We start from the raw sequence: 23,913 nt of genomic DNA on the forward strand, positions 1-23,913 counted from the left end.
ACCCCTTACGGGGTGGCGCGTGGCCCCCGCCACCGATCTCCACAAGTCCCTATCCGCCAGGAGGTTGCGTTGACGGTACCCGCCATACTAGCTCTGGAAGACGGTAGCCTCTTTCGGGGCATCGCCATTGGCGCCACGGGAGAAACCGTGGGTGAAGTGGTGTTCAACACCGCCATGACAGGCTATCAGGAAATTCTCACCGATCCGTCCTATGCCAAGCAGATCGTGACCCTGACCTATCCGCATATTGGCAATACCGGGGTGAACCCGGAGGACGAAGAGTCCGACCGCGTCTGGGCCGCCGGCCTGGTGATCCGCGATCTGACGCTGACCGTGAGCAGCTGGCGGGCAGAACAATCCCTGCCGGACTACCTCAAGGCACGCAATATCGTCGCCATCGCCGACATCGACACCCGCCGCCTGACGCGCATCCTGCGCGACAAGGGCGCGCAGAACGGCTGCATCCTGGCCGGCGAGGACGTCGATGAAGAGCGGGCCCTGGCCGCCGCCCGGGGGTTCCCGGGCCTCAAGGGCATGGACCTGGCCCGGGAAGTGAGCGTCGGCGAAACCTACGCCTGGACCGAAGGCACCTGGGATCGCCCCACCGGCCATCGTCCCGGCGCCGATCCGCGCTTCCACGTGGTGGCCTACGACTACGGCTGCAAGCGCAATATTCTGCGCATGCTCGCCGATCGTGGCTGCAAGCTCACCGTGGTGCCGGCGCAAACCCCGGCCTCGGACGTGCTGGCGATGAACCCGGATGGCGTGTTCCTGGCCAACGGCCCCGGTGACCCGGAGCCCTGTGATTACGCCATCGCCGCGATCCGCGAAATCCTCGACACCGGCCTGCCGGTGTTCGGCATCTGCCTGGGCCACCAACTGCTCGGCCTGGCCAGCGGCGCGCGCACCATGAAGATGAAGAACGGCCACCATGGCGCCAACCACCCGGTCAAGAACCTGGAGGACGGCACCGTGATGATCACCAGCCAGAACCACGGCTTCGCGGTGGACGCCGATACCCTGCCGGATAACGTCAAGGTGACCCATGTGTCCCTGTTCGACGGCACCCTGCAGGGCATTCATCGCACCGACGTGCCGGCGTTCGGCTTCCAGGGTCACCCGGAAGCGAGCCCCGGCCCGCATGACTGCGCGCCGCTGTTCGATCATTTCATCGAGCTGATGGAGGCCCACGGGGCCCGCTGAGAGCGTCCGGCGCCGAGCGCCGGACCCCTGGACAGAATCAACGCCTGACGGTTAGCACCTATGCCCAAGAGAACCGACCTACAGAGCATCCTCATCATCGGCGCCGGCCCCATCGTCATCGGCCAGGCCTGCGAGTTCGATTACTCCGGCGCCCAGGCCTGCAAGGCCCTGCGCGAGGAAGGCTTCCGGGTGATCCTGGTGAATTCCAACCCGGCCACCATCATGACCGACCCGGCCATGGCGGACGCCACCTACATCGAACCCATCACCTGGGAAACGGTGGCCAAGATCATCGAGAAGGAGCGCCCGGACGCCCTGCTGCCCACCATGGGCGGCCAGACCGCGCTCAACTGCGCCCTGGATCTGGAGCGCCACGGCGTGCTCGCCCAATTCAACGTCGAGATGATCGGCGCCAACGCCGACACCATCGACAAGGCCGAGAACCGCGACCGCTTCGACAAGGCGATGCGCAACATCGGCCTGGAATGCCCCAAGGCCAAGGTGGCGCGCACCATGCCGGAAGCCTGGGAAATCCAGGCGGAACTGGGCTTTCCCACCATTATCCGGCCGTCGTTCACCATGGGCGGCTCCGGCGGTGGCGTGGCCTACAACAAGGAAGAGTTCGAGGAAATCTGCGGCCGCGGCTTCGAGCTCTCGCCCACCCACGAGCTGCTCATCGACGAGTCGCTGCTGGGCTGGAAGGAATACGAGATGGAGGTCGTTCGTGACAAGAACGACAACTGCATCATCGTGTGCGCCATCGAGAATTTCGATCCCATGGGCGTGCACACCGGTGACTCCATCACCGTGGCGCCGGCGCAGACCCTCACCGACAAGGAATACCAGATGATGCGCGACGCCTCCCTGGCGGTGTTGCGTGAAATCGGCGTGGAAACCGGCGGTTCCAACGTGCAGTTCGGCATGTGTCCGGACACCGGCCGGATGGTGGTGATCGAGATGAACCCGCGGGTGTCGCGGTCCTCGGCGCTGGCCTCCAAGGCCACCGGCTTCCCGATCGCCAAGGTGGCCGCCAAGCTGGCGGTGGGCTACACCCTGGACGAGCTGCAGAACGAGATCACCGGCGGCGCCACTCCGGCCTCCTTCGAGCCGTCCATCGATTACGTGGTCACCAAGATCCCGCGCTTCAACTTCGAGAAATTCGCCGCCGCCGATCCGGTGCTCACCACCCAGATGAAATCCGTGGGCGAGGTGATGGCCATCGGCCGCAACCTGCAGGAATCCCTGCACAAGGCGCTGCGCGGGCTGGAAACCGATTCCGTGGGCTTCGACCCCAAGGTGGATCTGGACGCGCCGGACGCCCGGGAAGTGATCGCCCGCCAACTGTCCACGCCAGGGCCGGAGCGGATCTGGATCGTCGGCGATGCCTTCCGCGCGGGCATGACCGTGGACGAGGTGTTCCAGATTTCCCAGATCGACCGCTGGTTCCTGGTGCAGATCGAGGACCTGATCAACGACGAAAAGGCGGTGGCCGCCGGTACCTTCAGCGACTTGAGCAAGGCGCGCCTGTACGCCCTCAAGCGCAAAGGGTTCTCCGACGCGCGCCTGGCGCAGCTGCTCGGCGTCAAGGAGCAGGACGTGCGCAGCCAGCGCCGCGAACTGGGCGTGCAGCCGGTGTTCAAGCGCGTTGATACCTGCGCGGCGGAATTCTCCACCGCCACCGCCTACATGTACTCCAGCTATGACGAGGAGTGCGAGGCGAACGTCTCCGACCGGGACAAGATCATGGTGATCGGCGGTGGCCCGAACCGCATCGGCCAGGGCATCGAGTTCGATTACTGTTGCGTGCACGCCGCCTTCGCCATGAAGGACGACGGCTACGAGACCATCATGGTCAACTGCAACCCGGAGACCGTGTCCACGGACTACGACACCTCCGACCGCTTGTATTTCGAGCCGGTGACCCTGGAAGACGTGCTCGCCATCGTCGACAAGGAAAAGCCCAAGGGCGTGATCGTCCAGTACGGCGGTCAGACGCCGCTCAAGCTGGCCCGCGACCTGCAGGCGTTCGGCGTGCCGATCATCGGCACCAGCCCGGACGCCATCGACGAAGCCGAGGACCGCGAGCGCTTCCAGCAGATGGTCAACAAGCTCGGCCTCAAGCAGCCGCCCAACCGCACCGCCCGCTCCCTGGACGAGGGTCTGCGGCTGGCCGCCGAGATCGGCTACCCGCTGGTGGTGCGCCCCTCCTACGTGCTCGGTGGCCGGGCCATGGAGATCGTCTACAACGAGGCGGAGCTGCGCAGCTACATGAACAACGCGGTGAGCGTGTCCAACGACTCACCGGTGCTGCTCGACCGCTTCCTGGACGACGCCATCGAGGTGGACGTGGACGCGGTCTGCGACGGCAAGCAGGTGGTGATCGGCGGCATCATGCAGCACATCGAGCAGGCCGGCGTGCATTCCGGCGACTCCGCCTGCTCCCTGCCGCCGTATTCCCTGGACGCGGCGGTGCAGGACGTGATGCGCGAGCAGGCCGGCGCCATGGCTCTGGAGCTGGGCGTGATCGGCCTGATGAACGTGCAGTTCGCGGTCAAGGGCGATGAAGTCTACGTCCTGGAAGTGAACCCGCGGGCTTCGCGCACGGTCCCTTATGTCTCCAAATGCATCGGCGTGTCCCTGGCCAAGGTGGCGGCCCGCTGCATGGCCGGGGTGTCGCTGGCGGAGCAGGGCTTCACCGAGGAAGTGGCGCCGCGCCATTACTTCGTGAAGGAAGCCGTGTTCCCGTTCGCCAAGTTCCCGAAAGTGGACCCGATCCTGGGGCCGGAAATGAAGTCCACCGGCGAGGTGATGGGCGTTGGCGCCACCTTCGCGGAGGCGTTCGGCAAGGCCTCCCTGGGGGCCGGCGAACGGCTGCCCAAGGGCGGCACCGCCTTCATCTCCGTGCGCGACGCCGACAAGGCGGCCGCCGTGGACGTGGCCAAATCCCTGATCGGCCATGGTTTCGAACTGGTGGCCACGCGCGGCACCGCCGCTCACCTGGCGGAGGCCGGACTCACGGTGAAACCGGTGAACAAGGTGCTGGAAGGACGGCCGCACATCGTCGATATGATCAAGAACGACGGCGTCGACCTGATCGTGAACACCACCGAGGGCAAGCAGGCGATCCGCGATTCCTTCGCCATCCGCCGCTCCGCCCTGCAGCACAAGGTGTTCTACACCACCACCATCACCGCGGCCTACGCGGTCTGCCAGGCAATGGCCATCAGCGGTGAGCCGCAGGTGCGTCGTCTGCAGGACCTGCACGCCGATATGCACTGACCGTTGCCGTCCCGAGGGCCGTTTCCTTCGGGGCGGCCCCAAGGACGACAAAAGAGGTTAATCCTATGCAACGCTTTCCCATGACGGTGGCCGGCGCCGACGCGCTTCGCCGCGAGCTGGAGCGGCTCAAGAAGGAAGACCGGCCGCGCATCTCCGCGGCCATCGCCGAGGCCCGTGAACACGGTGATCTGAAGGAAAACGCCGAGTACCACGCCGCCCGCGAACAGCAGGGCTTCTGTGAAGGCCGCATCCAGGACATCGAGAGCAAGCTCTCCAATGCCCAGATCATCGATATCACCAGCATCCAGAACACCGGCAAGGTGATTTTCGGTGTCACCATCACCATCGTCGACGTGGACACCGACGAGGAGAAGGTCTACCAGATCGTCGGTGACGACGAGGCCGACATCAAGAACGGCAAGTTGAGCGTCAATTCACCCATCGCCCGGGGCCTGATCGGCCGCGAGGAAGGCGACGTGGTGCAGATCGAGACCCCGGGCGGGGTCAAGGAATACGAAGTGGACAAGGTGGAGCACATCTGAGGCGGATCGCCGCCCGGCCGCGCTGGCGGCTCGGGCGGCGATGCCCGGTTCACTGATCCTGGAAGCGCAGAATGTTGGACAGCTTCGGGTTGGGCTCCGCGGCGGCGCGGTAGAGCAGGGCGATGTTGCCCACGCGCTGCACCTGTTCGGCGCCGCTGTGCTCGCACATCGCCTCGATCATGCGGGCGCGCTCGTCCCGGGTCGGGGCGTTGACCTTCACCTTGATCAGCTCGTGGTCTTCCAGGCGCGCCGCCAGCTCTTCCAGGAAGGCGTCGCTGAGGCCCTTGTCGCCGGACAGCAACACCGGCTTAAGGTGGTGGCCGATACGGCGCAGGCGTTTCTTGTCCAGCGGGCTCAGGGGCATGATCTTCTCCAAAAACGGGGGCGCCATTCTAGACCCCGAAATCCACCGATGCGAGAGGCGTTGAACCATGGCCCGATCAAAAAGCAGCCAGCGCTGGCTCCGGGAGCACTTCGACGACCAGTGGGTGGCGAAGGCCCAGGCCGAGGGCTACCGCTCCCGGGCCAGTTTCAAGCTGCTGGAGATCCACGAGAAGGACAAGCTGTTCCGGCCCGGCATGCGGGTGCTGGACCTGGGCGCCGCGCCGGGCGGCTGGTCCCAGGTGGCGGCCCGGCTGGTGGGTTCACGGGGTACTGTCGTGGCCAGCGATATTCTCGCCATGGACGCCATCCCGGATGTTTCCTTCGTGCAGGGAGACTTTCGGGAGCAGGATGTATACGAGCAAATCATTGCACTTCTTGGGGAGCGGAAAGTCGACCTTGTAATGTCCGACATGGCCCCCAATATGAGTGGGAACAAGGCCGTGGATCTGCCCCGCGCCATGTATCTGGCTGAACTGGCGCTGGATATGGCGGTCAATGTGCTGCAACCGCGCGGGATGTTCCTGGTCAAGGTGTTCCAGGGCGAGGGGTTCGACGAGTACCGCCGTTCCCTGCAAGGCGCCTTCCAAAGGGTGGTCAGCCGCAAACCGGCGGCCAGCCGGCCGCGCTCTACCGAGGTGTACCAATTGGGGTCCAACCTGAAGTAGTGTAGAGTTGAAAGTCTGTCAGTACGCGCTATCGCGCTCAGTAAGTCGAGGTCTCCCTTGAACGACATGACCAAGAATATCGTGCTGTGGCTGGTGATCGCCGGGGTGCTCTACGTTGTCGCCTCCAGCATCAACCCGCAGCCCTCCCAGCAAATGCTGAATTACTCCTCGTTCATTCATAACGTGGAGAGCGGCAATGTGGATCAGGTCACCATCGGCGGTAGCCGTATCTCCGGCGAGATGAAGGACGGTACCCGCTTCGAGACCGTCAAGCCGCAGGCCATGGACACCAATCTGATGCCCACCCTGATCCAGAACGACGTGCAGGTCACCGGCAAGGAACCGGAGCGTCAGGGCTTCCTGACCCAGCTGTTCCTGTCCGTGCTGCCGATTCTGCTGATCCTGGCCATCTTCATCTTCTTCATGCGCCAGATGCAGGGCGGCGGCAAGGGCGGCTCCGGGCCCATGACGTTCGGCAAGTCCAAGGCCCGCCTGATGGGCGAGGACCAGATCAAGACCACCTTCGCCGACGTGGCGGGCGTGGAGGAATCCAAGGAAGAAGTGCAGGAGCTGGTGGAGTTTCTGCGCGATCCGGCCAAATTCCAGCGCCTGGGCGGCAAGATTCCGCGCGGCGTGCTGATGGTGGGCTCCCCGGGCACCGGTAAAACCCTGCTCGCCAAGGCCATCGCCGGCGAGGCCAAGGTGCCGTTCTTCAGCATTTCCGGTTCCGATTTCGTGGAAATGTTCGTGGGCGTGGGCGCGTCCCGGGTCCGCGACATGTTCGATCAGGCCAAAAAGCACGCGCCGTGCATCATCTTCATCGACGAGATCGACGCCGTGGGCCGCTCCCGGGGCGCCGGCGTGGGCGGTGGCCACGATGAGCGCGAGCAGACCCTCAACCAGCTGCTGGTGGAGATGGACGGCTTCGACGCCAACGACGGCATCATCGTGATCGCCGCCACCAACCGGCCGGACGTGCTTGACCCGGCGCTGCTGCGCCCGGGCCGCTTCGACCGCCAGGTGACCGTGCCGCTGCCCGATGTGCGCGGCCGCGAGCACGTGCTCAAGGTGCACATGCGTCCGGTGCCGGTGGGCGAGGACGTGGATCCCAGCGTGATCGCCCGTGGTACCCCGGGCTTCTCCGGCGCCGACCTGGCCAACCTGGTCAACGAGGCCGCCCTGTTCGCCGCCCGCGCCAACAAGCGCGTGGTGGGCATGGAGGAGTTCGAGAAAGCCAAGGACAAGATCCTCATGGGCGCCGAACGCCGCTCCATGGTGATGAGCGAGAAAGAGAAGCTGAACACCGCCTACCACGAATCCGGCCACGCCATCGTCGGCCGGCTGGTGCCGGACCACGACCCGGTCTACAAGGTGAGCATCATTCCCCGTGGCCGGGCCCTGGGCGTGACCATGTACCTCCCCGAGGAGGACAAGTACTCCCAGTCCAAGCGGGCCATCGAATCCTCGATCTGCTCGCTGTACGGCGGCCGCCTGGCCGAGGAGATGACGCTGGGCTTCGACGGGGTCACCACCGGTGCCTCCAACGACATCGAGCGCGCCACCAAGATGGCCCGCGCCATGGTCACCAAGTGGGGCCTGAGCGAGAAGATGGGGCCGCTGGCCTACGAGGAAGACGAAGGCGAAGTGTTCCTCGGCAAGCAGATGTCCCAGCGCAAGCACGTCTCCGAGCAGACCGCCGAGGAGATCGACCGCGAGGTGCGCGCCATCATCGACAGCTGCTACCAGCGGGCCAAGCAGATCCTGGAGGACAACCGGGACAAGCTCGACCTGATGGCCGAGGCGCTGATGCAGTACGAGACCATCGATTCCGATCAGATCGACGACATCATGGCCGGCCACAAGCCGCGCCCGCCCCGTGACTGGCGTGACCAGGGCCCGGGCGGCAGCGGTGCCTCTTCCAAGGGTGACGAAGCCGCCGGCGACGCCAAGCCCGGTGACGACGCCATCGGCGGCCCGGCCAATACGCACTGACGACCCGGCTTCAATGACCACAACCAGCCTGACCTGTGGGGCGCGGACACTGAACCTGTCCGCGCCCCTCGTTATGGGGGTCCTGAACGTGACCCCGGACTCCTTCTCCGACGGCGGCCGCTATACCTCGCGGGACGCCGCCCTGCGCCAGGCGGAACGCCTGCTGGCGGAAGGCGCGGCGATCATCGACGTGGGCGGCGAATCCACCCGCCCGGGCGCCGAACCGGTGCCCGAGCAGGAAGAACTGGATCGCGTGATTCCGGTGGTCGAGGCCCTGACCCGGGAGCTCGACGCCCTGGTGTCGGTGGACACCAGCACCCCGGCGGTGATTCGCGAATCCGCCGCCGCCGGCGCCGGCCTGATCAATGACGTCCGCTCCCTGCGCCGCCCCGGCGCCCTGGAGGCCGCCGCCGCCACCGGCCTGCCGGTGTGCGTGATGCACATGCGGGGCGAGCCGGGCGACATGCAGGACGACCCGCGCTACGACGACGTCACCGCCGAGGTGATCGCCTTCCTGCGCGAGCGGGTGGAGGCCTGCGTGGCCGCCGGCATTCCCCGCCACCAGCTCCTGGTGGACCCGGGCTTTGGCTTCGCCAAGACCCTGGAGCACAATCTGCGTCTGCTGGCGGAGCTGGAGGCGCTGCGCGTCCTGGAGCTGCCCATGCTGGTGGGGCTGTCGCGCAAGGGCATGATCGGCAAGGTGCTGGACCGGCCGGTGGACGAGCGCATGCCCGGCTCGGTGGCGGCGGCGGTGCTGTGCGTGGACCGGGGCGCCAGCATCGTGCGTGCCCATGACGTCAAGGCCACCCTGGACGGCGTGCGTTTCGCCCACGCCGTCAATCACTACAAAAAACGCTGACCGCGCCCCGGACGGCGCGGGCGCCCGGCGTGGAAGACTCCCGGCATAGGAGGCAAGGGATGAGTCGCAAGTATTTTGGTACCGATGGCATTCGCGGCACCGTGGGTGAGCCGCCGATCACGCCGGATTTCGTGCTCAAGCTGGGCTGGGCCGCCGGCCGCGTGCTGGCCGCCCGGGGTAGCAGCAAGATTCTGATCGGCAAGGACACCCGCATTTCCGGCTATATGTTCGAATCCGCCCTGGAAGCGGGCATTTCCGCCGCCGGCGTGGATGTGCGCTTGCTCGGCCCCATGCCGACGCCGGCCATCGCCTATCTCACGCGCACGCTGCACGCCCAGGCGGGTATCGTGATCTCCGCGTCCCACAACGCCTACACCGACAACGGCATCAAGTTCTTCGGTGACAACGGTCGCAAGCTGAATGACCAGATCGAGGCGGAGATCGAGCGCATGCTCGACGAGCCGATCTCGGTGGTGCCCACCGACCAGCTCGGCAAAGTGCGGCGCATCGACGACGCCCGCGGCCGCTACATTGAGTTCTGCAAGAGCACCGCGCCGGGTCTGAATCTGAATGGCATGAAGATCGTGGTGGACACCGCCAACGGCGCGGCCTACCACATCACCCCGGACGTGCTGGAGGAACTGGGCGCCGAGGTGGTACCCATGGCGAACCGGCCGGACGGGTTCAATATCAACCGCGATTGCGGTTCCACCAAACCGGACGCGCTCTGCCGCCAGGTGGTGGCGGAAGGCGCCGACCTGGGCCTGGCCCTGGATGGCGACGCCGACCGGCTGATCATGGTGGACGACCGGGGCCGGGTGGTGGACGGCGATCAGCTGCTGTATATCATTGCCCGGGACCGGCGCCGTCACGACCGCCTGGACGGTGGCGTGGTGGGCACGCTGATGACCAACCTGGGCCTGGAGCTGGCCCTGCAGGCCCTGGACATTCCCTTCGTCCGGGCCAAGGTGGGCGACCGCTATGTCATGGAGCAGTTGGACGCCCGCGGCTGGCTGCTGGGCGGCGAATCCTCCGGGCATCTGGTGTGCCTGGATCGTACCTCCACTGGCGATGGCACGGTGGCGGCCCTGCAGGTCCTCGACGCCCTGCGCCGCGAAGGGCGAAGCCTGCGCGAGGCGGTAGCCGAGGCGCCGCTGTTGCCGCAGACGCTGATCAATGTGCGCGGCGCCAACCGTGACCGCTACCAGGACGATGAGGGCCTGAGTGTGGTTCTGAGCGAGGTGGAGGCGGAGCTGGGCGAGAATGGCCGCGTGCTGCTGCGTCCCTCCGGCACCGAGCCACTGGTGCGGGTGATGGTGGAAGGCAAGGACGCGGACCAGGTGGAGCGGCTGTGCCGGCGCCTGGCGGACGCGGTGGAAACGGCGATCGCCTGAGATCGGTTGAAAGAGGGTAGAGGCATGACAAGAACGCCGCTGGTGGCGGGCAACTGGAAGATGAACGGACGGCTGGCGCTGGTCGACGAACTCGCCGGGGCGCTGCGCGGCGCCATGCCGGAGGGCGTGGAGGCGGCGCTGTGTCCGCCTTATCCCTACCTGCCGGCGCTGGAGAAGGCGCTGGATGGCGCCGGCGTCGTGCTCGGCGCCCAGGATGTGTGCGATCACGAGGACGGCGCTTTCACCGGTGAGGTGTCGGCGGAAATGCTCAAGGAACTGGGCTGCGTCTACGTCATCGTCGGCCACTCCGAACGCCGCGAGCTGTACGGCGAGGACGACGACCGGGTGGCCAGCAAGTTTCTGCGCGCTCAGCAGGCCGGCCTCACGCCGATCCTGTGCGTGGGCGAGACCCTGCGCGAGCGGGAAGCGGAGCAGACCGAGCAGGTGGTGGTGCGGCAACTGATGGCGGTGGTGGAAGCCGCCGGCGTGGAGGCCCTGGCCGGCGCGGTGGTGGCTTATGAGCCGGTCTGGGCGATCGGCACCGGCCTCACCGCCAGCCCGGAACAGGCCCAGGACGTGCACGCCCGGCTGCGCGCCGTGGTGGCCGACCAGGACGCCGGCGTGGCCGCGGGGCTGCGGCTCCTTTACGGCGGCAGTGTAAAGGCGGATAATGCCGCCCCTCTATTCGCCCAGCCGGATATCGACGGTGGTCTGATCGGCGGGGCCTCTTTGAAAGCAGAACAATTTATCGCCATTTGTCGGGCGGCAGGTTGATTTATGGATATTGTGCTTCATGTAGTGCATGTGCTGGCGGCGTTGGGCCTCATCGGCCTGATCCTGATCCAGCACGGCAAGGGCGCCGACGCCGGCGCCTCCTTTGGTGGCGGCGGCTCGCAGACCGTGTTCGGCAGCGCCGGCTCCGCCAACTTCCTGACCCGCTCCACGGCGGTACTGGCGGTGGTGTTCTTCATCACCAGCCTGGGGCTCGCCTGGATGGCGCGCCAGGAAGCCACCGGTGGTGGCAGCATTCTGCCGGCGCTGGAGTCCGTGGACGAGCAGGACGTGCCCGCCGTGGACCAGAGCGGTGGCGAAGTGCCCGCGCCGGAAGCGCCGGCGGCCGGCGACGTGCCCGGTGCCGGTGGCGCCAGCAGCGACGTGCCGGCGATGGATTCCGGCGAATCCGAAAAAGAGTCTTTCGATGTGCCGGCGGCTGAGTTAGAATCCCCGGCCCCGGATGAGACGCCGTCTCAGCCGGAGCAGTAAGCGAGTTCTTTGCCGAAGTGGTGGAATTGGTAGACACGCTATCTTGAGGGGGTAGTGACCTTACGGTCGTGCCGGTTCAAGTCCGGCCTTCGGCACCAAATATGGAATAGCTTTGTCTGCCCTTAAGGTTCGGAAAAATAAATACTTTTTTCTCGAACCGGATTGACAAGGCCCGCGCGAATCCTTAGTATTTGCGCTCGATTTCAAGTGCGGGGTGGAGCAGTCTGGTAGCTCGTCGGGCTCATAACCCGAAGGTCGTAGGTTCAAATCCTGCCCCCGCTACCACTTATCGGAGCCGATCCCGGTTCCGTAGAACAAAAAGCCCCTCTATAGGGGCTTTTTGCTATCCACAACCGGGGTCGCTAGTGGGAATGGGCGTTATGCCCATTTTTTGTTTGTGGCGCCGGAAAAGAGGCAAATGTCAAAACGCACTGAACAACTCAAGGAGCTGCTGACTCCGCTGGTCGAGGACCTGGGTTATACGCTCTGGGGCGTGCAATACCTCCAGGGTCGCGGTGCCGTATTGCGTCTTTTTATCGACCACGAAGAAGGTATCACCGTTGACGATTGCGCGCGGGTGAGCCAAGAGGTCAGCGGCCTGCTGGACGTGGAAGATCCTATTCCCGGTGAATACAACCTGGAAATTTCTTCCCCGGGCCTGGACCGCCCCATCTTTGAACTTTCCCAATTCGACCGTTACCTGGGCGAGGATGTGCAGCTCAAGCTGCTGGCCCCGGTGGCGGGCAAGCGTAAAATGACGGCGACCCTGGTTGCCGTTGATGGCGATACGCTGGTGGTGACGCTTGACGGCGACACCCTGCGTGTTCCCTACAGTCAGGTGGATCGCGCCCGATTGCAGCCCCGCTTCGATTGAGCGCGCCCCGGAGACATAGGTAAAGGCCTGGCCATGAACAAAGAGATCCTGCTGGTAGCGGAAACCGTTTCCAACGAGAAGGGCGTCAGCCGCGATGTGATTTTCGAGGCCATCGAATCGGCCCTGGCGGCGGCGACCAAGAAACGCTTCAAGGAAGAAGACGTGGAAATTCGCGTGCAGATCGACCGCGTCAGCGGCGATTACCGCACCTTCCGCGTCTGGCACGTGGTGCCCGACGAAGATCTGTTCGAATTCGGACGTCAACTGACGCTCGATGAAGCCCACGAGCAGGACGAAAGCCTCCAGATCGGCGACACCTACGAAGAGGAAGTCGAATCCGAGGCGTTCGGCCGGATCGCCGCCCAGACCGCCAAGCAGGTGATCGTGCAGAAAGTGCGCGAAGCCGAGCGGCGGCAGATCATCGAGGAATACCGTGATCGCATCGGCGAGCTGATCAGCGGCGTGGTCAAGAAAGCCAGCCGCGATTCCATCGTGCTGGACCTGGGCGCCAACGCCGAGGCGCTGATCACCCGCGAGCACATGATCACCCGCGAGAGCGTGCGCCAGAACGACCGGCTGCGCGCCTACCTGATGGGCGTCAACGAGGAAAACCGGGGCCCGCAGCTGTTCGCCAGCCGTGCCTGCCCGGAGATGCTCATCGAGCTGTTCAAGATCGAGGTGCCCGAGATCGGCGAGGAACTCATCGAGATCAAGGGCGCCGCCCGGGATCCCGGTTCCCGCGCCAAGATCGCGGTGAAGACCAACGATCAGCGCATCGATCCGGTGGGCGCCTGTGTCGGCATGCGCGGCGCGCGTGTGCAGGCGGTGTCCAATGAACTGGCCGGCGAGCGCATCGACATCGTCCTGTGGGACGACAACCCGGCGCAGCTGGTGATCAACGCCATGCAGCCGGCGGAAGTGGCCTCCATCGTCGTCGACGAGGAAAGCCACACCATGGACATCGCGGTGGAAGACGAATCCGCCCTGGCCCAGGCCATCGGCCGCAGCGGCCAGAACATCCGCCTCGCTTCCGAGCTGACCGGCTGGGAACTGAACGTGATGACCATCGACGAGGCGGAGAACAAGCAGCAGCAGGAAGCCGAACAGGCTCTGGAAACCTTCATGGAATTCCTCGACGTGGACGAGGACGTGGCCGCCGTGCTGGTGGAGGAAGGTTTCTCCACCCTCGAGGAAGTGGCCTACGTGCCCACCGAGGAGATGCTCGCCATCGAGGGGTTCGACGAGGACATCGTCGAAGCGCTGCGCCAGCGCGCCAAGGACGCGCTGTTGACCCGGGCCCTGGTGTCCGAGGAGAAATTCGAACAGGCCGAACCCGCCGACGATCTGCTGAACATGGACGGCATGGACCGGGACCTGGCGGTGGAAATGGCCTCCAAAGGCATCGTCACCATGGAAGACCTTGCCGAACAAGCGGTGGATGACCTGCTCGACATCGAAGGGATGGACGAAGAGCGCGCGGCCCAGTTGATCATGACCGCACGCGCCCCCTGGTTCGAAGGTGAGGAAGCCGGCGAGTAACCTCCGTCGGAGAAAGCAGGGCGCCACCAAGAAGCGGACAGGAGAGTGTTGCTGACATGGCAGAAACGACCGTAAAAAAACTGGCCGACGTGGTTGGCATTCCGGTGGATACGCTGCTCACGCAGATGAAGGAAGCCGGGCTGCCGCACACCGATGCCGGTGAAGAGGTCTCCGATGAACAGAAGCAGCAGCTGCTCGCGCATCTGCGCAAGTCCCATGGTGCCCAGTCGTCGGAGCCCAGCAAGATCACCCTGAAGCGCCGCTCCACGAGCACCATCAAGACCACCGGCGCGGCCGGCAAGGCCAAGACCGTGAACGTGGAAGTGCGCAAGAAACGCACCTACGTGAAGCGCGCGGCGATCGAGGAAGAAGAGCGGCTGGAAGCCGAGCGCAAGGCGGCCGAGGAAGAAGCGGCGCGTCTGGCCGAGGAAGAAGCGAAGCGTAAGGCCGAGGAAGAAGAGGCCAAGCGCAAGGCGGAGGAAGAAGAAGCCCTGCGCCGCGAACAGGAGGCCAAGGCCCGCGCCGAGAAGGAGCGCGCCGCCGAGGAAGAGAAGGCCTCCCAGGAAAAATCCAAGCGCGCCAGCGTGCCGAAGACCGCCAAGAAGGCGCAGAAGGAAGAAACCGAGGAAGAACGCAAGCAGCGCGAGGCCGAGGAGCGCAAGCAGCGCGAGGCGGACGAGACGCGCCGCAAGCAGGAAGCCGAGCAACGCCAGAAGGCCGAGGAAGAGGCCGCCCGGCGCACCGCCGAGGAAGCCAAGCGCATCGCCGAGGAACTGGAGAAGCGCGGCGGCGAGCAGGAACAGGAAAAGAGCGACGAGGAAGAAGAGAAAGGCTCGTCCATTGTTCGCGATGCCGTGGAAGCCGGCTACCGTACCGAGGAGCGGCAATCCCGCCGTCGGCGCCGTAAGCCCCGTGGTGGGGGCGTGGCCCACGGCCAGATGCGCAGCTCCATGAACAAACAGCACGGGTTCAAGAGCCCCACGGAGAAAATGGTATACGACGTCGAGATTCCCGAGACCATCACCGTGGCCGAGCTGGCTCAGCGCATGAACATCAAGGCCAAGGAGCTCATCAAGGCAATGATGAAGATGGGCGAAATGGCCACCGTGAACCAGTACATCGACCAGGAAACGGCGGTGCTGCTCACCGAGGAAATGGGCCACACGCCCAAGCCGGTGAAAGGCGAGGAAGAAGCCCTTGAGGACGATCTGGCCAACCTGGCGGACTACAGCGGCGTGGACGAAGTGCCGCGCGCGCCGGTAGTGACCATCATGGGCCACGTGGACCACGGCAAGACCTCGCTGCTGGACCATATCCGCAAGGCCAAGGTGGCCGCCGGCGAGGCCGGGGGCATCACCCAGCACATCGGTGCCTACCATGTGCAGCTTGACAAGGGCATGATCACCTTCCTGGATACCCCGGGCCACGCCGCCTTCACGGCGATGCGCGCGCGCGGTGCCCAGGCCACCGACATCGCCATCATCGTGGTGGCGGCGGACGACGGCGTGATGCCGCAGACCGAGGAGGCGATCAACCACGCCAAGGCGGCCGGCATTCCGCTGATCATCGCGGTCAACAAGATCGACAAGGAAAACGCCGATCCGGACCGGGTCAAGAACGAGCTGGCCGGCAAGGACGTGATCCCCGAGGAGTGGGGCGGCGAGTACCAGTTCGTCAATGTCTCCGCGCACAGCGGCCAGGGCATCGACGACCTGCTCGAGGCGGTGCTGCTGCAGGCGGAACTGCTGGAGCTCAAGGCGCCGGATTCCGGCCCGGCCAGCGGCGTGGTGATCGAATCCCGCGTCGAGAAGGGCCGCGGTACCGTGGCCTCCGTGCTGATCCAGTCCGGTGAACTGAACGTCGGCGACATGCTGCTGGCCGGGGCCCATTACGGCCGCGTCCGGGCGCTGATCGACGAAAACGGCAAGCAGGTCAAGAAAGCCGGCCCCTCCATTCCCGTGGAAGTGCTGGGCCTGGACGGCGCGCCGGAAGCCGGCGAGCAGATTCAGGTGCTGCCCGACGAGAAGAAGGCCCGCGAAGTGGCCGAGTTCCGTCAGGACCGCGACCGCGACGTCAAGCTCAAGCGTCAGCAGGCCTCCAAGCTGGAGAACCTGTTCGAGAACATGGGCAGCGCCGAGGCCAGCCAGGTCAACATCGTGCTCAAGACCGACGTGCGTGGCTCCCTGGAGGCGCTGATCGGTGCCCTCAACGACCTGTCCACCGACGAGGTCAAGGTGAGCCTGGTGTCCGCCGGCGTGGGCGCCATCAACGAGTCCGACGTCAACCTGGCGATGACCAGCGAGGCGGTGCTGCTGGGCTTTAACGTGCGCGCCGACAGCAAGGCCAAGAAGCTGTGCGAGCAGGAAGGCATCGACCTGCGCTACTACAGCGTGATCTACGAGCTGATCGACGACGTCAAACAGGCCATGAGCGGCCTGCTGGCACCGGAGAAACGCGAGGAGATCCTCGGTGTCGCCGAGGTGCGGGACGTGTTCCGCTCCTCCAAGTTCGGCGCCGTGGCCGGCTGCATGGTGGTGGAGGGGACCCTCTACCGGAACCGGCCGATCCGCGTGCTGCGCGACGACGTGGTGGTCTTCGAGGGCGAGCTGGAATCCCTGCGCCGCTTCAAGGACGATGTCCAGGAAGTACGCAGCGGCATCGAGTGTGGTATCGCCGTGAAGAGCTACAACGACGTCAAGGAAGGCGACAAGATCGAAGTGTTCGAAGTGAAGGAGGTGGCGCGCAGCCTGTAGGCGCGCCCAGCCATGAGCCGTCATCGTCGCCCCAGTGGTTTTCAGCGCACCGACCGTGTCGCCGACCAGATCCAGCGCGAGCTGTCCCGGTTGCTCCAGTTCGAGCTCAAGGACCCGCGCGTGGGGCTGGTGACGGTGCAGGACGTGACCGTGGCCCGGGATCTGGCCTTCGCCGACGTGTATTTCACGCTGCTCGGTGAAGGCGAGGACGCCGGCCTGGAGGCGGAGCGGGTGCTGTCCGGCGCCGCCGGCTTCCTGCGCTCGGCCCTGGCCCAGTCGCTGAACACCCGCACCACGCCGCGTTTGCGGTTTCACTACGACAAGACCCCGGAGCGGGCGTCGGAGCTGTCCAAGCTGATCGACGAAGCCCGCGCCGAGGACCGGGAATTGCGCCCGGACGACGACACCAACACCGATAACGATTGATCACGGAGCAAGAACAGTGGGAAGACGGCGCCGTGGAGGTCGTAATCTCAATGGCATTCTGTTGCTCGATAAGAGCCAGGGCGTAACCAGCAACGGTGCCCTGCAGATGGCCAAGAAAATGTTCGCCGCCGCCAAGGCGGGGCACACCGGGAGCCTGGATCCGCTGGCCACCGGCATGCTGCCGATCTGCTTTGGCGAGGCGACCAAGTTCAGCCAGTTTCTGCTCGACGCGGACAAGCGCTACCGGGTGACCGCCCAACTGGGCGTGAGCACGGAGACCGGCGATGCCGACGGCGAGGTCCGCGAAACCCGGCCGGTGGACGTCACCGAGCCCCGGGTCCTGGAAGCGCTGGACCGTTTCCTTGGCGAGATCGAGCAGGTGCCCAGCATGTACTCGGCGATCAAGCACAACGGCACGCCGCTCTACAAGCTGGCCCGCGAGGGCATCACCGTGGAACGCAAGCCGCGCCGGGTCACCATCCACGAAATCAGCGACGCGCGCCTGGAAGAGGGCGACCGGCTGAGTTTCGACGTGGCCTGCTCCAAGGGCACCTATGTGCGGTCCCTGGTGGAGGATCTGGGCGAGATGCTCGGCTGCGGCGCCCATGTGGCGGCACTGCGCCGGCTGTCCGCCGGGCCCTATCCGGCGGAGCGCATGCTGACCCTGGAGCAACTGGGTGAGATCAAGGCCGCCGGCGGGTTCGAGGCGATCGATGAATTGCTCTTGCCTTTATCCACCAGCGTGGCAGACTGGCCGCGCGTTGCCCTGGGCGAGACCTCGGCGTATTACCTGCGCCAGGGGCAGCCGGTAATGACCAGCGACCGGCCGATGGACGGCTGGGTCAGTATTTATGAAGCTTCCACGGACACCTTCATGGGTGTCGGTGAAGTACTGGAGGACGGGCGGATTGCCCCCCGTCGTCTGGTTTCCTGAGGACGGCGGCTGTAAATATGCACGGCCGGCCGTGACATCAATTGCATATTGGAGCAATGACAATGGCTTTGACCAACGAGCAAAAAGCGCAAATCCTGAAGGACTTCGGCGTTAAGGAAGGCGACACCGGTTCCCCGGAAGTGCAGGTCGCCCTGCTGACCGAGAACATCAACCAGCTGCAAGGTCACTTCAAGGATCACCACAAGGATCACCACAGCCGTCGCGGCCTGATCCGCATGGTCAACCAGCGCCGCAAGCTGCTGGACTACCTGGCCGGCAAGAACCGCGATCGCTACCTGAAGCTGATCGAGCGTCTGGGCCTGCGCCGCTAAGCGAGCCCCGACCCCGGTGACACTGGAAGCTCGGCCCCGTGCCGGGCTTCCTTTGTTTATGGGGGGCGGTTTTCCGCCCGGGAAAAGGCTTCGGTGCCGGCCGGTGCCGGGTTATCATGCCCCGGCATGTAAAGGAAAGCGTAAGCGATAGCGACGAGACGTAACGTCGCGCAGTCGAAGAAAAGAGACGACGAAACGAAGAGAAGCGATATGTTCAATATAGTGCGCAAGGAAATTCAATACGGCGACCACAGCGTGGTGCTGGAAACGGGGCGCATCGCCCGCCAGGCCACCGCCGCCGTGATGGTGACCATTGGTGATACCCAGGTACTGGTCACCGTGGTTGGCAAAAAGGAAGCGGACCCGAACAAGCCGTTCTTCCCCCTGACCGTGAACTACCAGGAAAAAACCTACTCCACCGGCCGTATTCCGGGTGGTTTCCTCAAGCGCGAAGGCCGTCCCAGCGAGAAGGAAACCCTGACCTGCCGCCTGATCGACCGGCCCATCCGGCCGCTGTTTCCCAACGGCTTCATGAACGAAGTCCAGGTGGTGGCCACCGTGATGTCCTCGGACAAGAACCAGGACCCGGACATCGCCGCCATGATCGGCACCTCCGCCGCCCTGGCGATCTCCGGCATTCCGTTCAATGGCCCCATCGGCGCCGCCCGGGTGGGCTTCAAGGACGGCTTCTACCTGCTCAACCCGAGCTACTCCGAGCTGGAGGAATCCAACCTGAACCTGGTGGTGGCCGGCACCGAGGCCGCCGTGCTGATGGTGGAATCCGAAGCCGAGGAACTCAGCGAGGACCAGATGCTGGGCGCCGTACTCTTCGGTCACCAGGAAATGCAGGCGCTGATCCAGGGCATCCAGGCGTTCGCCGCCGAAGTGGGCACCCCCACCTGGGACTGGCAGCCGCCGGCGGAAAACAGCGAACTCAAGAGCGTGATCCAGAGCAAGTACCAGGCGCCGCTGGCCGAGGCCTACACCATCACCGACAAGATGTCCCGCCAGCAGAAAGTGGGCGAGCTGCGTGATGCCTGCGTGGCCGAGTTCGCCACCGAGCAGGAAGGCGCGCCGGAAGCCGGCGAGGTGAAGGATCTGTTCGGCAAGATCGAGAAGAGCGTGGTGCGCGAGGCGGTGGTTTCCGGCAAGCCGCGCATCGACGGCCGTGCCCTCAACGCCGTGCGCCCCATCGACTGCCAGGTGGGCATGCTCAACAAGACCCACGGTTCCGCCCTGTTCACCCGGGGTGAAACCCAGGCCATCGTCACCGCCACCCTGGGCGGCATGCGCGATGCCCAGCTGATCGACGCCCTGGAAGGCGCCCGTCAGGACCACTTCATGCTGCAGTACAACTTCCCCCCGTACTGCGTCGGCGAGACCGGCATGATCGGCTCCCCGAAACGCCGTGAAATCGGCCACGGTCGTCTCGCCCGCCGTGGCGTGGAAGCGGTGGTCCCCAACGAGCAGGACTTCCCCTACACCATTCGCGTGGTGTCCGAGATCACCGAGTCCAACGGCTCCTCCTCCATGGCGTCCGTGTGCGGCACCTCCATGGCGCTGATGGACGCCGGCGTGCCCCTGAGCGCCCCGGTGGCCGGCATCGCCATGGGCCTGGTGAAGGAAGAGGACGGCCGCTACGCGGTACTGTCCGATATCCTCGGCGACGAGGACCACCTCGGCGACATGGACTTCAAGGTGGCCGGCACCGAGCGCGGCGTCACCGCCCTGCAGATGGACATCAAGATCGAGGGCATCACCGAGGAGATCATGGAGAAGGCTCTGGGCCAGGCCCGCGAAGGCCGTCTGCACATTCTCGGCGAGATGGGCAAGGCGATCAGCGAATCGCGCAGCCAGGTGTCCGAGAACGCGCCCACCCTGATCACCCTGAAGATCAACCCGGAGAAGATCCGCGATGTGATCGGCAAGGGCGGCGCCACCATCCGTGCGCTGACCGAGGAAACCAAGTGCACCATCGACATCGAGGACGATGGCAGCGTCAAGATCTACGGTGAAACCCGCGAAGCCGCCGCCGAGGCCCAGCGCCGGGTGGAGGAGATCACCGCCGAGGCCGAGATCGACAAGATCTACGAAGGCAAGGTGATGCGCGTGGTGGACTTCGGCGCCTTCGTGCAGATCATGCCGGGCACCGAGGGCCTGCTGCACATCTCCCAGATCGCCGAGGAGCGCGTGGAGAAGGTCACCGACTACGTCAACGAGGGCGACATCATCAAGGTGAAAGTCCTGGACGTGGACCAGCGTGGCCGCATCAAGCTGTCCATGAAGGAAGCCAAGGAAGCGTAAACGGCGCTTTCCCGGCGTCCGGCTCCTCGCGAGCCGGAATAAAAAGCCCGGCCCACTTCGGTGGCGCCGGGCTTTTTTTGTGGCTCATCGCGGCAGCAGCACCGCGGGGCGAAAACATAAAGCAAGTTGCCTTAATGGGTTCCATATAATAAGCTTGCTTACTATAAGTTGCCTTATGAATGGGTCTCCCATGAACAAAGACACCACCGTGGGCCTTGGCCTGCACGACGTAGCGCGCATGCTGCGCCGGGAATTCGACCGGCGTGCCCGGGCCCAGGGCCTGACTCGCGCGCGATGGCAGGTGCTGTGGACCCTGAACCATCGGGAGGGCATCCACCAGGCCGCCCTGGCGGAAATCATGGATGTGGCGCCGATCTCCCTGACCCGCCAATTGGAGCGTCTGGAAGAGGAGGGGCTGGTGGAGCGCCGGGTGGATCAGACCGACCGCCGCCGCCGGCGTCTGTACCTCACCGCCGAGGCGGCGCCGGCTCTGGAGCGGCTGCGGGAGCTGGCCATGGAGACTCGCCACCAGGCCCTGGCGGGTATCGAGGCCGACGACATCGACACCCTGACGCGCGTGCTGGGCCGCATGCGCGCGAATCTCTGCCAGCGAACCGAAAAAGAGGAATAACGACGTGACCACCACGCAACGCAATCGCCGCCTCGCCATGGGCCTGGGCCTGATCGTCGCCCTGGCCGTGGTGCTCTGGCTGGTGTTTGGCGGCCGCCGCTATGTCGGCACCGAGAACGCCTATGTGAAGATCGATATGGTATCGCTGACCGCCGACGTGAGCGGGCCCCTGGTCAGCGTCAACGTGGATCGCAACCAGGCGGTCACGAAAGGGCAGGTGCTCGCCGAGGTGGATCCGGAACCGTATCGGATCGCCCTGGAGGAAGCCCGCGCCGATCAACAGGCGGTGCGCAATCGGATTCTCTCCGAGCGCGCCGATTACGCCCGCCTGGAAGCCCAGCAAAGCCAGGCGCGCCGTGATCTGGCCTACTACCAGCGCGAGCTGGACCGGTTCCAGGGCCTGGACCGGGTGGCGGTGTCCAAGTCGCAGTTGGACGGCGCCGAGCAGAAACGGGATCAGGCCCGCTCCCAGCGGGACGTGATCGGCCAGGAGCTGGCCAGCCTCAAGGCGCGGCTGGGCGGCGGCCCGGACGTGCCGGTGGAAGAGCACCCGGACTATCAGGCGGCCACCGCCAAGCTGGAGAAGGCCCGCTACGACCTGGCGCACACCCGCATCGTGGCGCCGGCGGATGGCGTCGTCGGCGGCTCCACGCCGATGCAGGGCGAGCGGGTCAACGCCGGCGTGCCGGTATTCACCCTGGCCAAGAACCACTCCGCCTGGGTGGAAGCGAATCTCAAGGAAACCCAGCTCACCAATGTGCGCGAGGGGCAGGAGGTCGAGGTGGAGGTGGACACCTATCCCGGCGTCACCTGGAAGGCCACGGTGCAGAGCCTGAGCCCGGCCACCGGTTCCGAATACGCCCTGATCCCGCCCCAGAACGCCAGCGGCAACTGGGTGAAGGTGGTGCAGCGGGTGCCGGTGAAGCTCCACCTCACCGATGTGGACGGCAAGCCGCCGCTGCGCGCCGGCATGAGCGCCGAGATTTCCATCGATACCGGGGCGTCGCTGTTCGGTGACGGCCAGGAACAACCGGCCAGGACCGCCGATGCCACGCATTAACGACCAGCGCCTGGTCACGGCCAGCATCATGCTGGCCACGATCATGCAGGTGCTGGATACCACCATCGCCAACGTGGCCCTGCCGCACATGCAGGGCAGCCTGTCGGCGAGCACCGATCAGATCACCTGGGTGCTGACCTCCTACATCGTGTCGGCGGCGATCATGACGCCGGCGGTGGGGTTCTTCGCCGGGCGCATGGGCCGGCGCCGTCTGTTCCTGTGGTCGGTGGCCGGGTTCACGGTGGCGTCCGGTCTGTGCGGCCTGTCCGCCAACCTGGACCAGATGGTCATGTTCCGCATCCTGCAGGGTGTTTTCGGCGCCGCTCTGGTGCCGCTGTCCCAATCGGTGCTGTTGGACGCCTACCCGGTGGAAAAGCATGGCCAGGCCATGGCGATCTGGGGCATGGGCGTGATGGTGGGGCCGATTCTGGGGCCCACCCTGGGTGGCTGGCTCACCGAGTGGTACAGCTGGCGCTGGGTGTTCTACATCAATCTGCCGTTCGGGCTGCTGGCGTTCGCGGGCATCTGGCTGAGCGTGGCGGAGACGGAAACCCGCAAAATACGCTTCGACCTGATGGGGTTCGCCTATCTGGGGCTGGCCATCGGCGCCTTCCAGTTGATGCTCGACCGGGGGGAGCAGGAGAAGTGGTTCGAGAGTTTCGAGATCCAGATCGAGGCCCTGCTGGCGGCGCTGGGTTTCTATCTGTTCCTGGTCCACTCGCTGACCAAGAAGGACCCGTTCATCAATCTGAGTCTGTTCAAGGACCGCAACTTCGTCACCGGCGTGGTGTTCATCTTCGTGGTGGGCATCATCCTGCTCGCCACCATGGCCCTGCTGCCGCCTTTCCTGCAGCAATGGAAGGACTACCCGGCGGTAACCACGGGGCTGGTGCTGGCGCCCCGGGGCCTGGGGTCCATGTTCTCGATGATGCTGGTGGGGCGGCTTATGCGAACCCGCCTGGACCCGCGCGTACTGGTGGTCGCCGGCCTGATGCTGATTACCCTGTCGCTGCACGAGATGGCCGGTTTCACCCTGGAGGTGAGCCGCGACACCCTGATCTGGACCGGCGTGCTTCAAGGCCTGGGCCTGGGGCTGGTGTTCGTGCCCGCCAGCGCGCTCACCTACGCCACCCTCAAGCCGGAGCTGCGCACCGAGGGGGCGTCGCTGTTTTCCCTGTCCCGTAACCTGGGCTCCAGCGTGGGCATCTCGATCATGACCGCCATGCTGTCGCGCAATATGTGGATCAATCAGCAGCAGCTGGGTGAGCATGTTCAGCTGGGGGCCTGGATCAGCCAGGGGTTGCCGATGAAGGACATGGTCGGCGGGGTGCCGGCGGCGCTCTATCAGACCCTGATGGGGCAGGCGGCGGAGATCAGTTACATGAACGATTTCCGACTGCTTATGTGGATCAACATGGCGGCGATTCCGCTGGTGTTCCTGCTCAAGCACAGCCGGCCGGCGACTCCGTAGCTTTTTGG

The 23,913-nt window shown here is 65.2% G+C and carries 20 protein-coding genes and 2 tRNA genes; 21 read left to right on the top strand and 1 reads right to left on the bottom strand.

All coding sequences use genetic code 11. The features are described from left to right. The first annotated feature begins 69 nt into the window (after positions 1-69). From carA to greA, 3 genes are all read left to right on the top strand, one after another. Positions 70-1,203, top strand: coding sequence for a glutamine-hydrolyzing carbamoyl-phosphate synthase small subunit (carA, locus tag HMJ39_RS09815; protein ID WP_161385592.1), 1,134 nt, complete (start codon positions 70-72; stop codon positions 1,201-1,203). A 60-nt stretch (positions 1,204-1,263) separates the two neighbouring features. Then, positions 1,264-4,482: a carbamoyl-phosphate synthase large subunit gene (gene carB / locus HMJ39_RS09820; RefSeq protein ID WP_194297173.1), complete on the top strand. Its 3,219-nt coding sequence runs from the start codon at positions 1,264-1,266 to the stop codon at positions 4,480-4,482. A 65-nt stretch (positions 4,483-4,547) separates the two neighbouring features. Beyond that, on the top strand, positions 4,548-5,024 hold the full coding sequence (gene greA / locus HMJ39_RS09825; RefSeq protein WP_194297174.1) for a transcription elongation factor GreA: 477 nt from the start codon (positions 4,548-4,550) through the stop codon (positions 5,022-5,024). 49 nt (positions 5,025-5,073) lie between these two features. Here the strand turns inward: greA and HMJ39_RS09830 are convergent, their stop codons facing one another. Further along, positions 5,074-5,388 (bottom strand): YhbY family RNA-binding protein, encoded by a 315-nt coding sequence (locus tag HMJ39_RS09830; protein WP_194297175.1) that lies wholly within the window; start codon positions 5,386-5,388, stop codon positions 5,074-5,076. A gap of 67 nt (positions 5,389-5,455) precedes the next feature. On the opposite strand from HMJ39_RS09830, the gene rlmE reads away from it, so the two are divergent. The 18 genes from rlmE (at position 5,456) to HMJ39_RS09920 (ending at position 23,905) form a co-directional block, all read left to right on the top strand. Next, a complete protein-coding gene (gene rlmE, locus HMJ39_RS09835) occupies positions 5,456-6,073 on the top strand; it encodes a 23S rRNA (uridine(2552)-2'-O)-methyltransferase RlmE (protein ID WP_194297176.1) in 618 nt (205 codons plus the stop codon). A gap of 66 nt (positions 6,074-6,139) precedes the next feature. Then, positions 6,140-8,065: an ATP-dependent zinc metalloprotease FtsH gene (gene ftsH, locus HMJ39_RS09840; protein WP_194297177.1), complete on the top strand. Its 1,926-nt coding sequence runs from the start codon at positions 6,140-6,142 to the stop codon at positions 8,063-8,065. Positions 8,066-8,078: 13 nt separating this feature from the next. Continuing rightward, on the top strand, positions 8,079-8,924 hold the full coding sequence (gene folP / locus HMJ39_RS09845; RefSeq protein ID WP_194297178.1) for a dihydropteroate synthase: 846 nt from the start codon (positions 8,079-8,081) through the stop codon (positions 8,922-8,924). A gap of 59 nt (positions 8,925-8,983) precedes the next feature. Beyond that, entirely contained in the window at positions 8,984-10,318 is a 1,335-nt protein-coding gene (gene glmM, locus HMJ39_RS09850; RefSeq protein WP_194297179.1) for a phosphoglucosamine mutase, read from the top strand. Positions 10,319-10,342: 24 nt separating this feature from the next. Beyond that, the gene (tpiA, locus tag HMJ39_RS09855) at positions 10,343-11,092 is read left to right on the top strand and encodes a triose-phosphate isomerase (RefSeq protein ID WP_194297180.1); all 750 of its coding nucleotides are present in this window, start codon (positions 10,343-10,345) and stop codon (positions 11,090-11,092) included. A gap of 3 nt (positions 11,093-11,095) precedes the next feature. Continuing rightward, positions 11,096-11,581: a preprotein translocase subunit SecG gene (secG, locus tag HMJ39_RS09860; protein ID WP_194297181.1), complete on the top strand. Its 486-nt coding sequence runs from the start codon at positions 11,096-11,098 to the stop codon at positions 11,579-11,581. 11 nt (positions 11,582-11,592) lie between these two features. Then, positions 11,593-11,679: transfer RNA gene (locus HMJ39_RS09865), tRNA-Leu, on the top strand. A gap of 110 nt (positions 11,680-11,789) precedes the next feature. Next, positions 11,790-11,866 (top strand) — tRNA-Met (locus tag HMJ39_RS09870). Positions 11,867-11,999: 133 nt separating this feature from the next. Next, positions 12,000-12,455 carry a ribosome maturation factor RimP gene (rimP, locus tag HMJ39_RS09875; protein ID WP_161385583.1) on the top strand — a complete coding sequence of 152 codons (456 nt, stop codon included), beginning with the start codon at positions 12,000-12,002 and terminating at the stop codon, positions 12,453-12,455. A 33-nt stretch (positions 12,456-12,488) separates the two neighbouring features. Then, positions 12,489-13,994 (top strand): transcription termination factor NusA, encoded by a 1,506-nt coding sequence (gene nusA, locus HMJ39_RS09880; RefSeq protein ID WP_161385582.1) that lies wholly within the window; start codon positions 12,489-12,491, stop codon positions 13,992-13,994. Positions 13,995-14,050: 56 nt separating this feature from the next. Further along, a complete protein-coding gene (gene infB, locus HMJ39_RS09885) occupies positions 14,051-16,747 on the top strand; it encodes a translation initiation factor IF-2 (protein ID WP_194297182.1) in 2,697 nt (898 codons plus the stop codon). A gap of 12 nt (positions 16,748-16,759) precedes the next feature. Further along, positions 16,760-17,173, top strand: a complete 414-nt coding sequence (gene rbfA, locus HMJ39_RS09890; protein WP_161385580.1) for a 30S ribosome-binding factor RbfA — start codon at positions 16,760-16,762, stop codon at positions 17,171-17,173. A 61-nt stretch (positions 17,174-17,234) separates the two neighbouring features. After that, positions 17,235-18,107 carry a tRNA pseudouridine(55) synthase TruB gene (gene truB, locus HMJ39_RS09895; RefSeq protein WP_228462269.1) on the top strand — a complete coding sequence of 291 codons (873 nt, stop codon included), beginning with the start codon at positions 17,235-17,237 and terminating at the stop codon, positions 18,105-18,107. Between the two features lie 62 nt (positions 18,108-18,169). Next, positions 18,170-18,439 (top strand): 30S ribosomal protein S15, encoded by a 270-nt coding sequence (rpsO, locus tag HMJ39_RS09900; protein WP_161385578.1) that lies wholly within the window; start codon positions 18,170-18,172, stop codon positions 18,437-18,439. Positions 18,440-18,649: 210 nt separating this feature from the next. Next, positions 18,650-20,743, top strand: coding sequence for a polyribonucleotide nucleotidyltransferase (pnp, locus tag HMJ39_RS09905; protein ID WP_194297184.1), 2,094 nt, complete (start codon positions 18,650-18,652; stop codon positions 20,741-20,743). A gap of 190 nt (positions 20,744-20,933) precedes the next feature. Next, positions 20,934-21,374, top strand: coding sequence for a MarR family winged helix-turn-helix transcriptional regulator (locus HMJ39_RS09910; RefSeq protein WP_161385576.1), 441 nt, complete (start codon positions 20,934-20,936; stop codon positions 21,372-21,374). A gap of 4 nt (positions 21,375-21,378) precedes the next feature. After that, positions 21,379-22,434, top strand: coding sequence for an HlyD family secretion protein (locus tag HMJ39_RS09915; protein WP_256245728.1), 1,056 nt, complete (start codon positions 21,379-21,381; stop codon positions 22,432-22,434). Further along, positions 22,421-23,905 carry a DHA2 family efflux MFS transporter permease subunit gene (locus HMJ39_RS09920; RefSeq protein WP_194297185.1) on the top strand — a complete coding sequence of 495 codons (1,485 nt, stop codon included), beginning with the start codon at positions 22,421-22,423 and terminating at the stop codon, positions 23,903-23,905. Before HMJ39_RS09915 ends, HMJ39_RS09920 begins: the two co-directional genes overlap by 14 nt. Positions 23,906-23,913: the final 8 nt, after the last annotated feature.

Source organism: Alloalcanivorax profundimaris, assembly GCF_015265435.1.
Taxonomy (GTDB): Bacteria; Pseudomonadota; Gammaproteobacteria; order Pseudomonadales; family Alcanivoracaceae; genus Alloalcanivorax; species Alloalcanivorax profundimaris.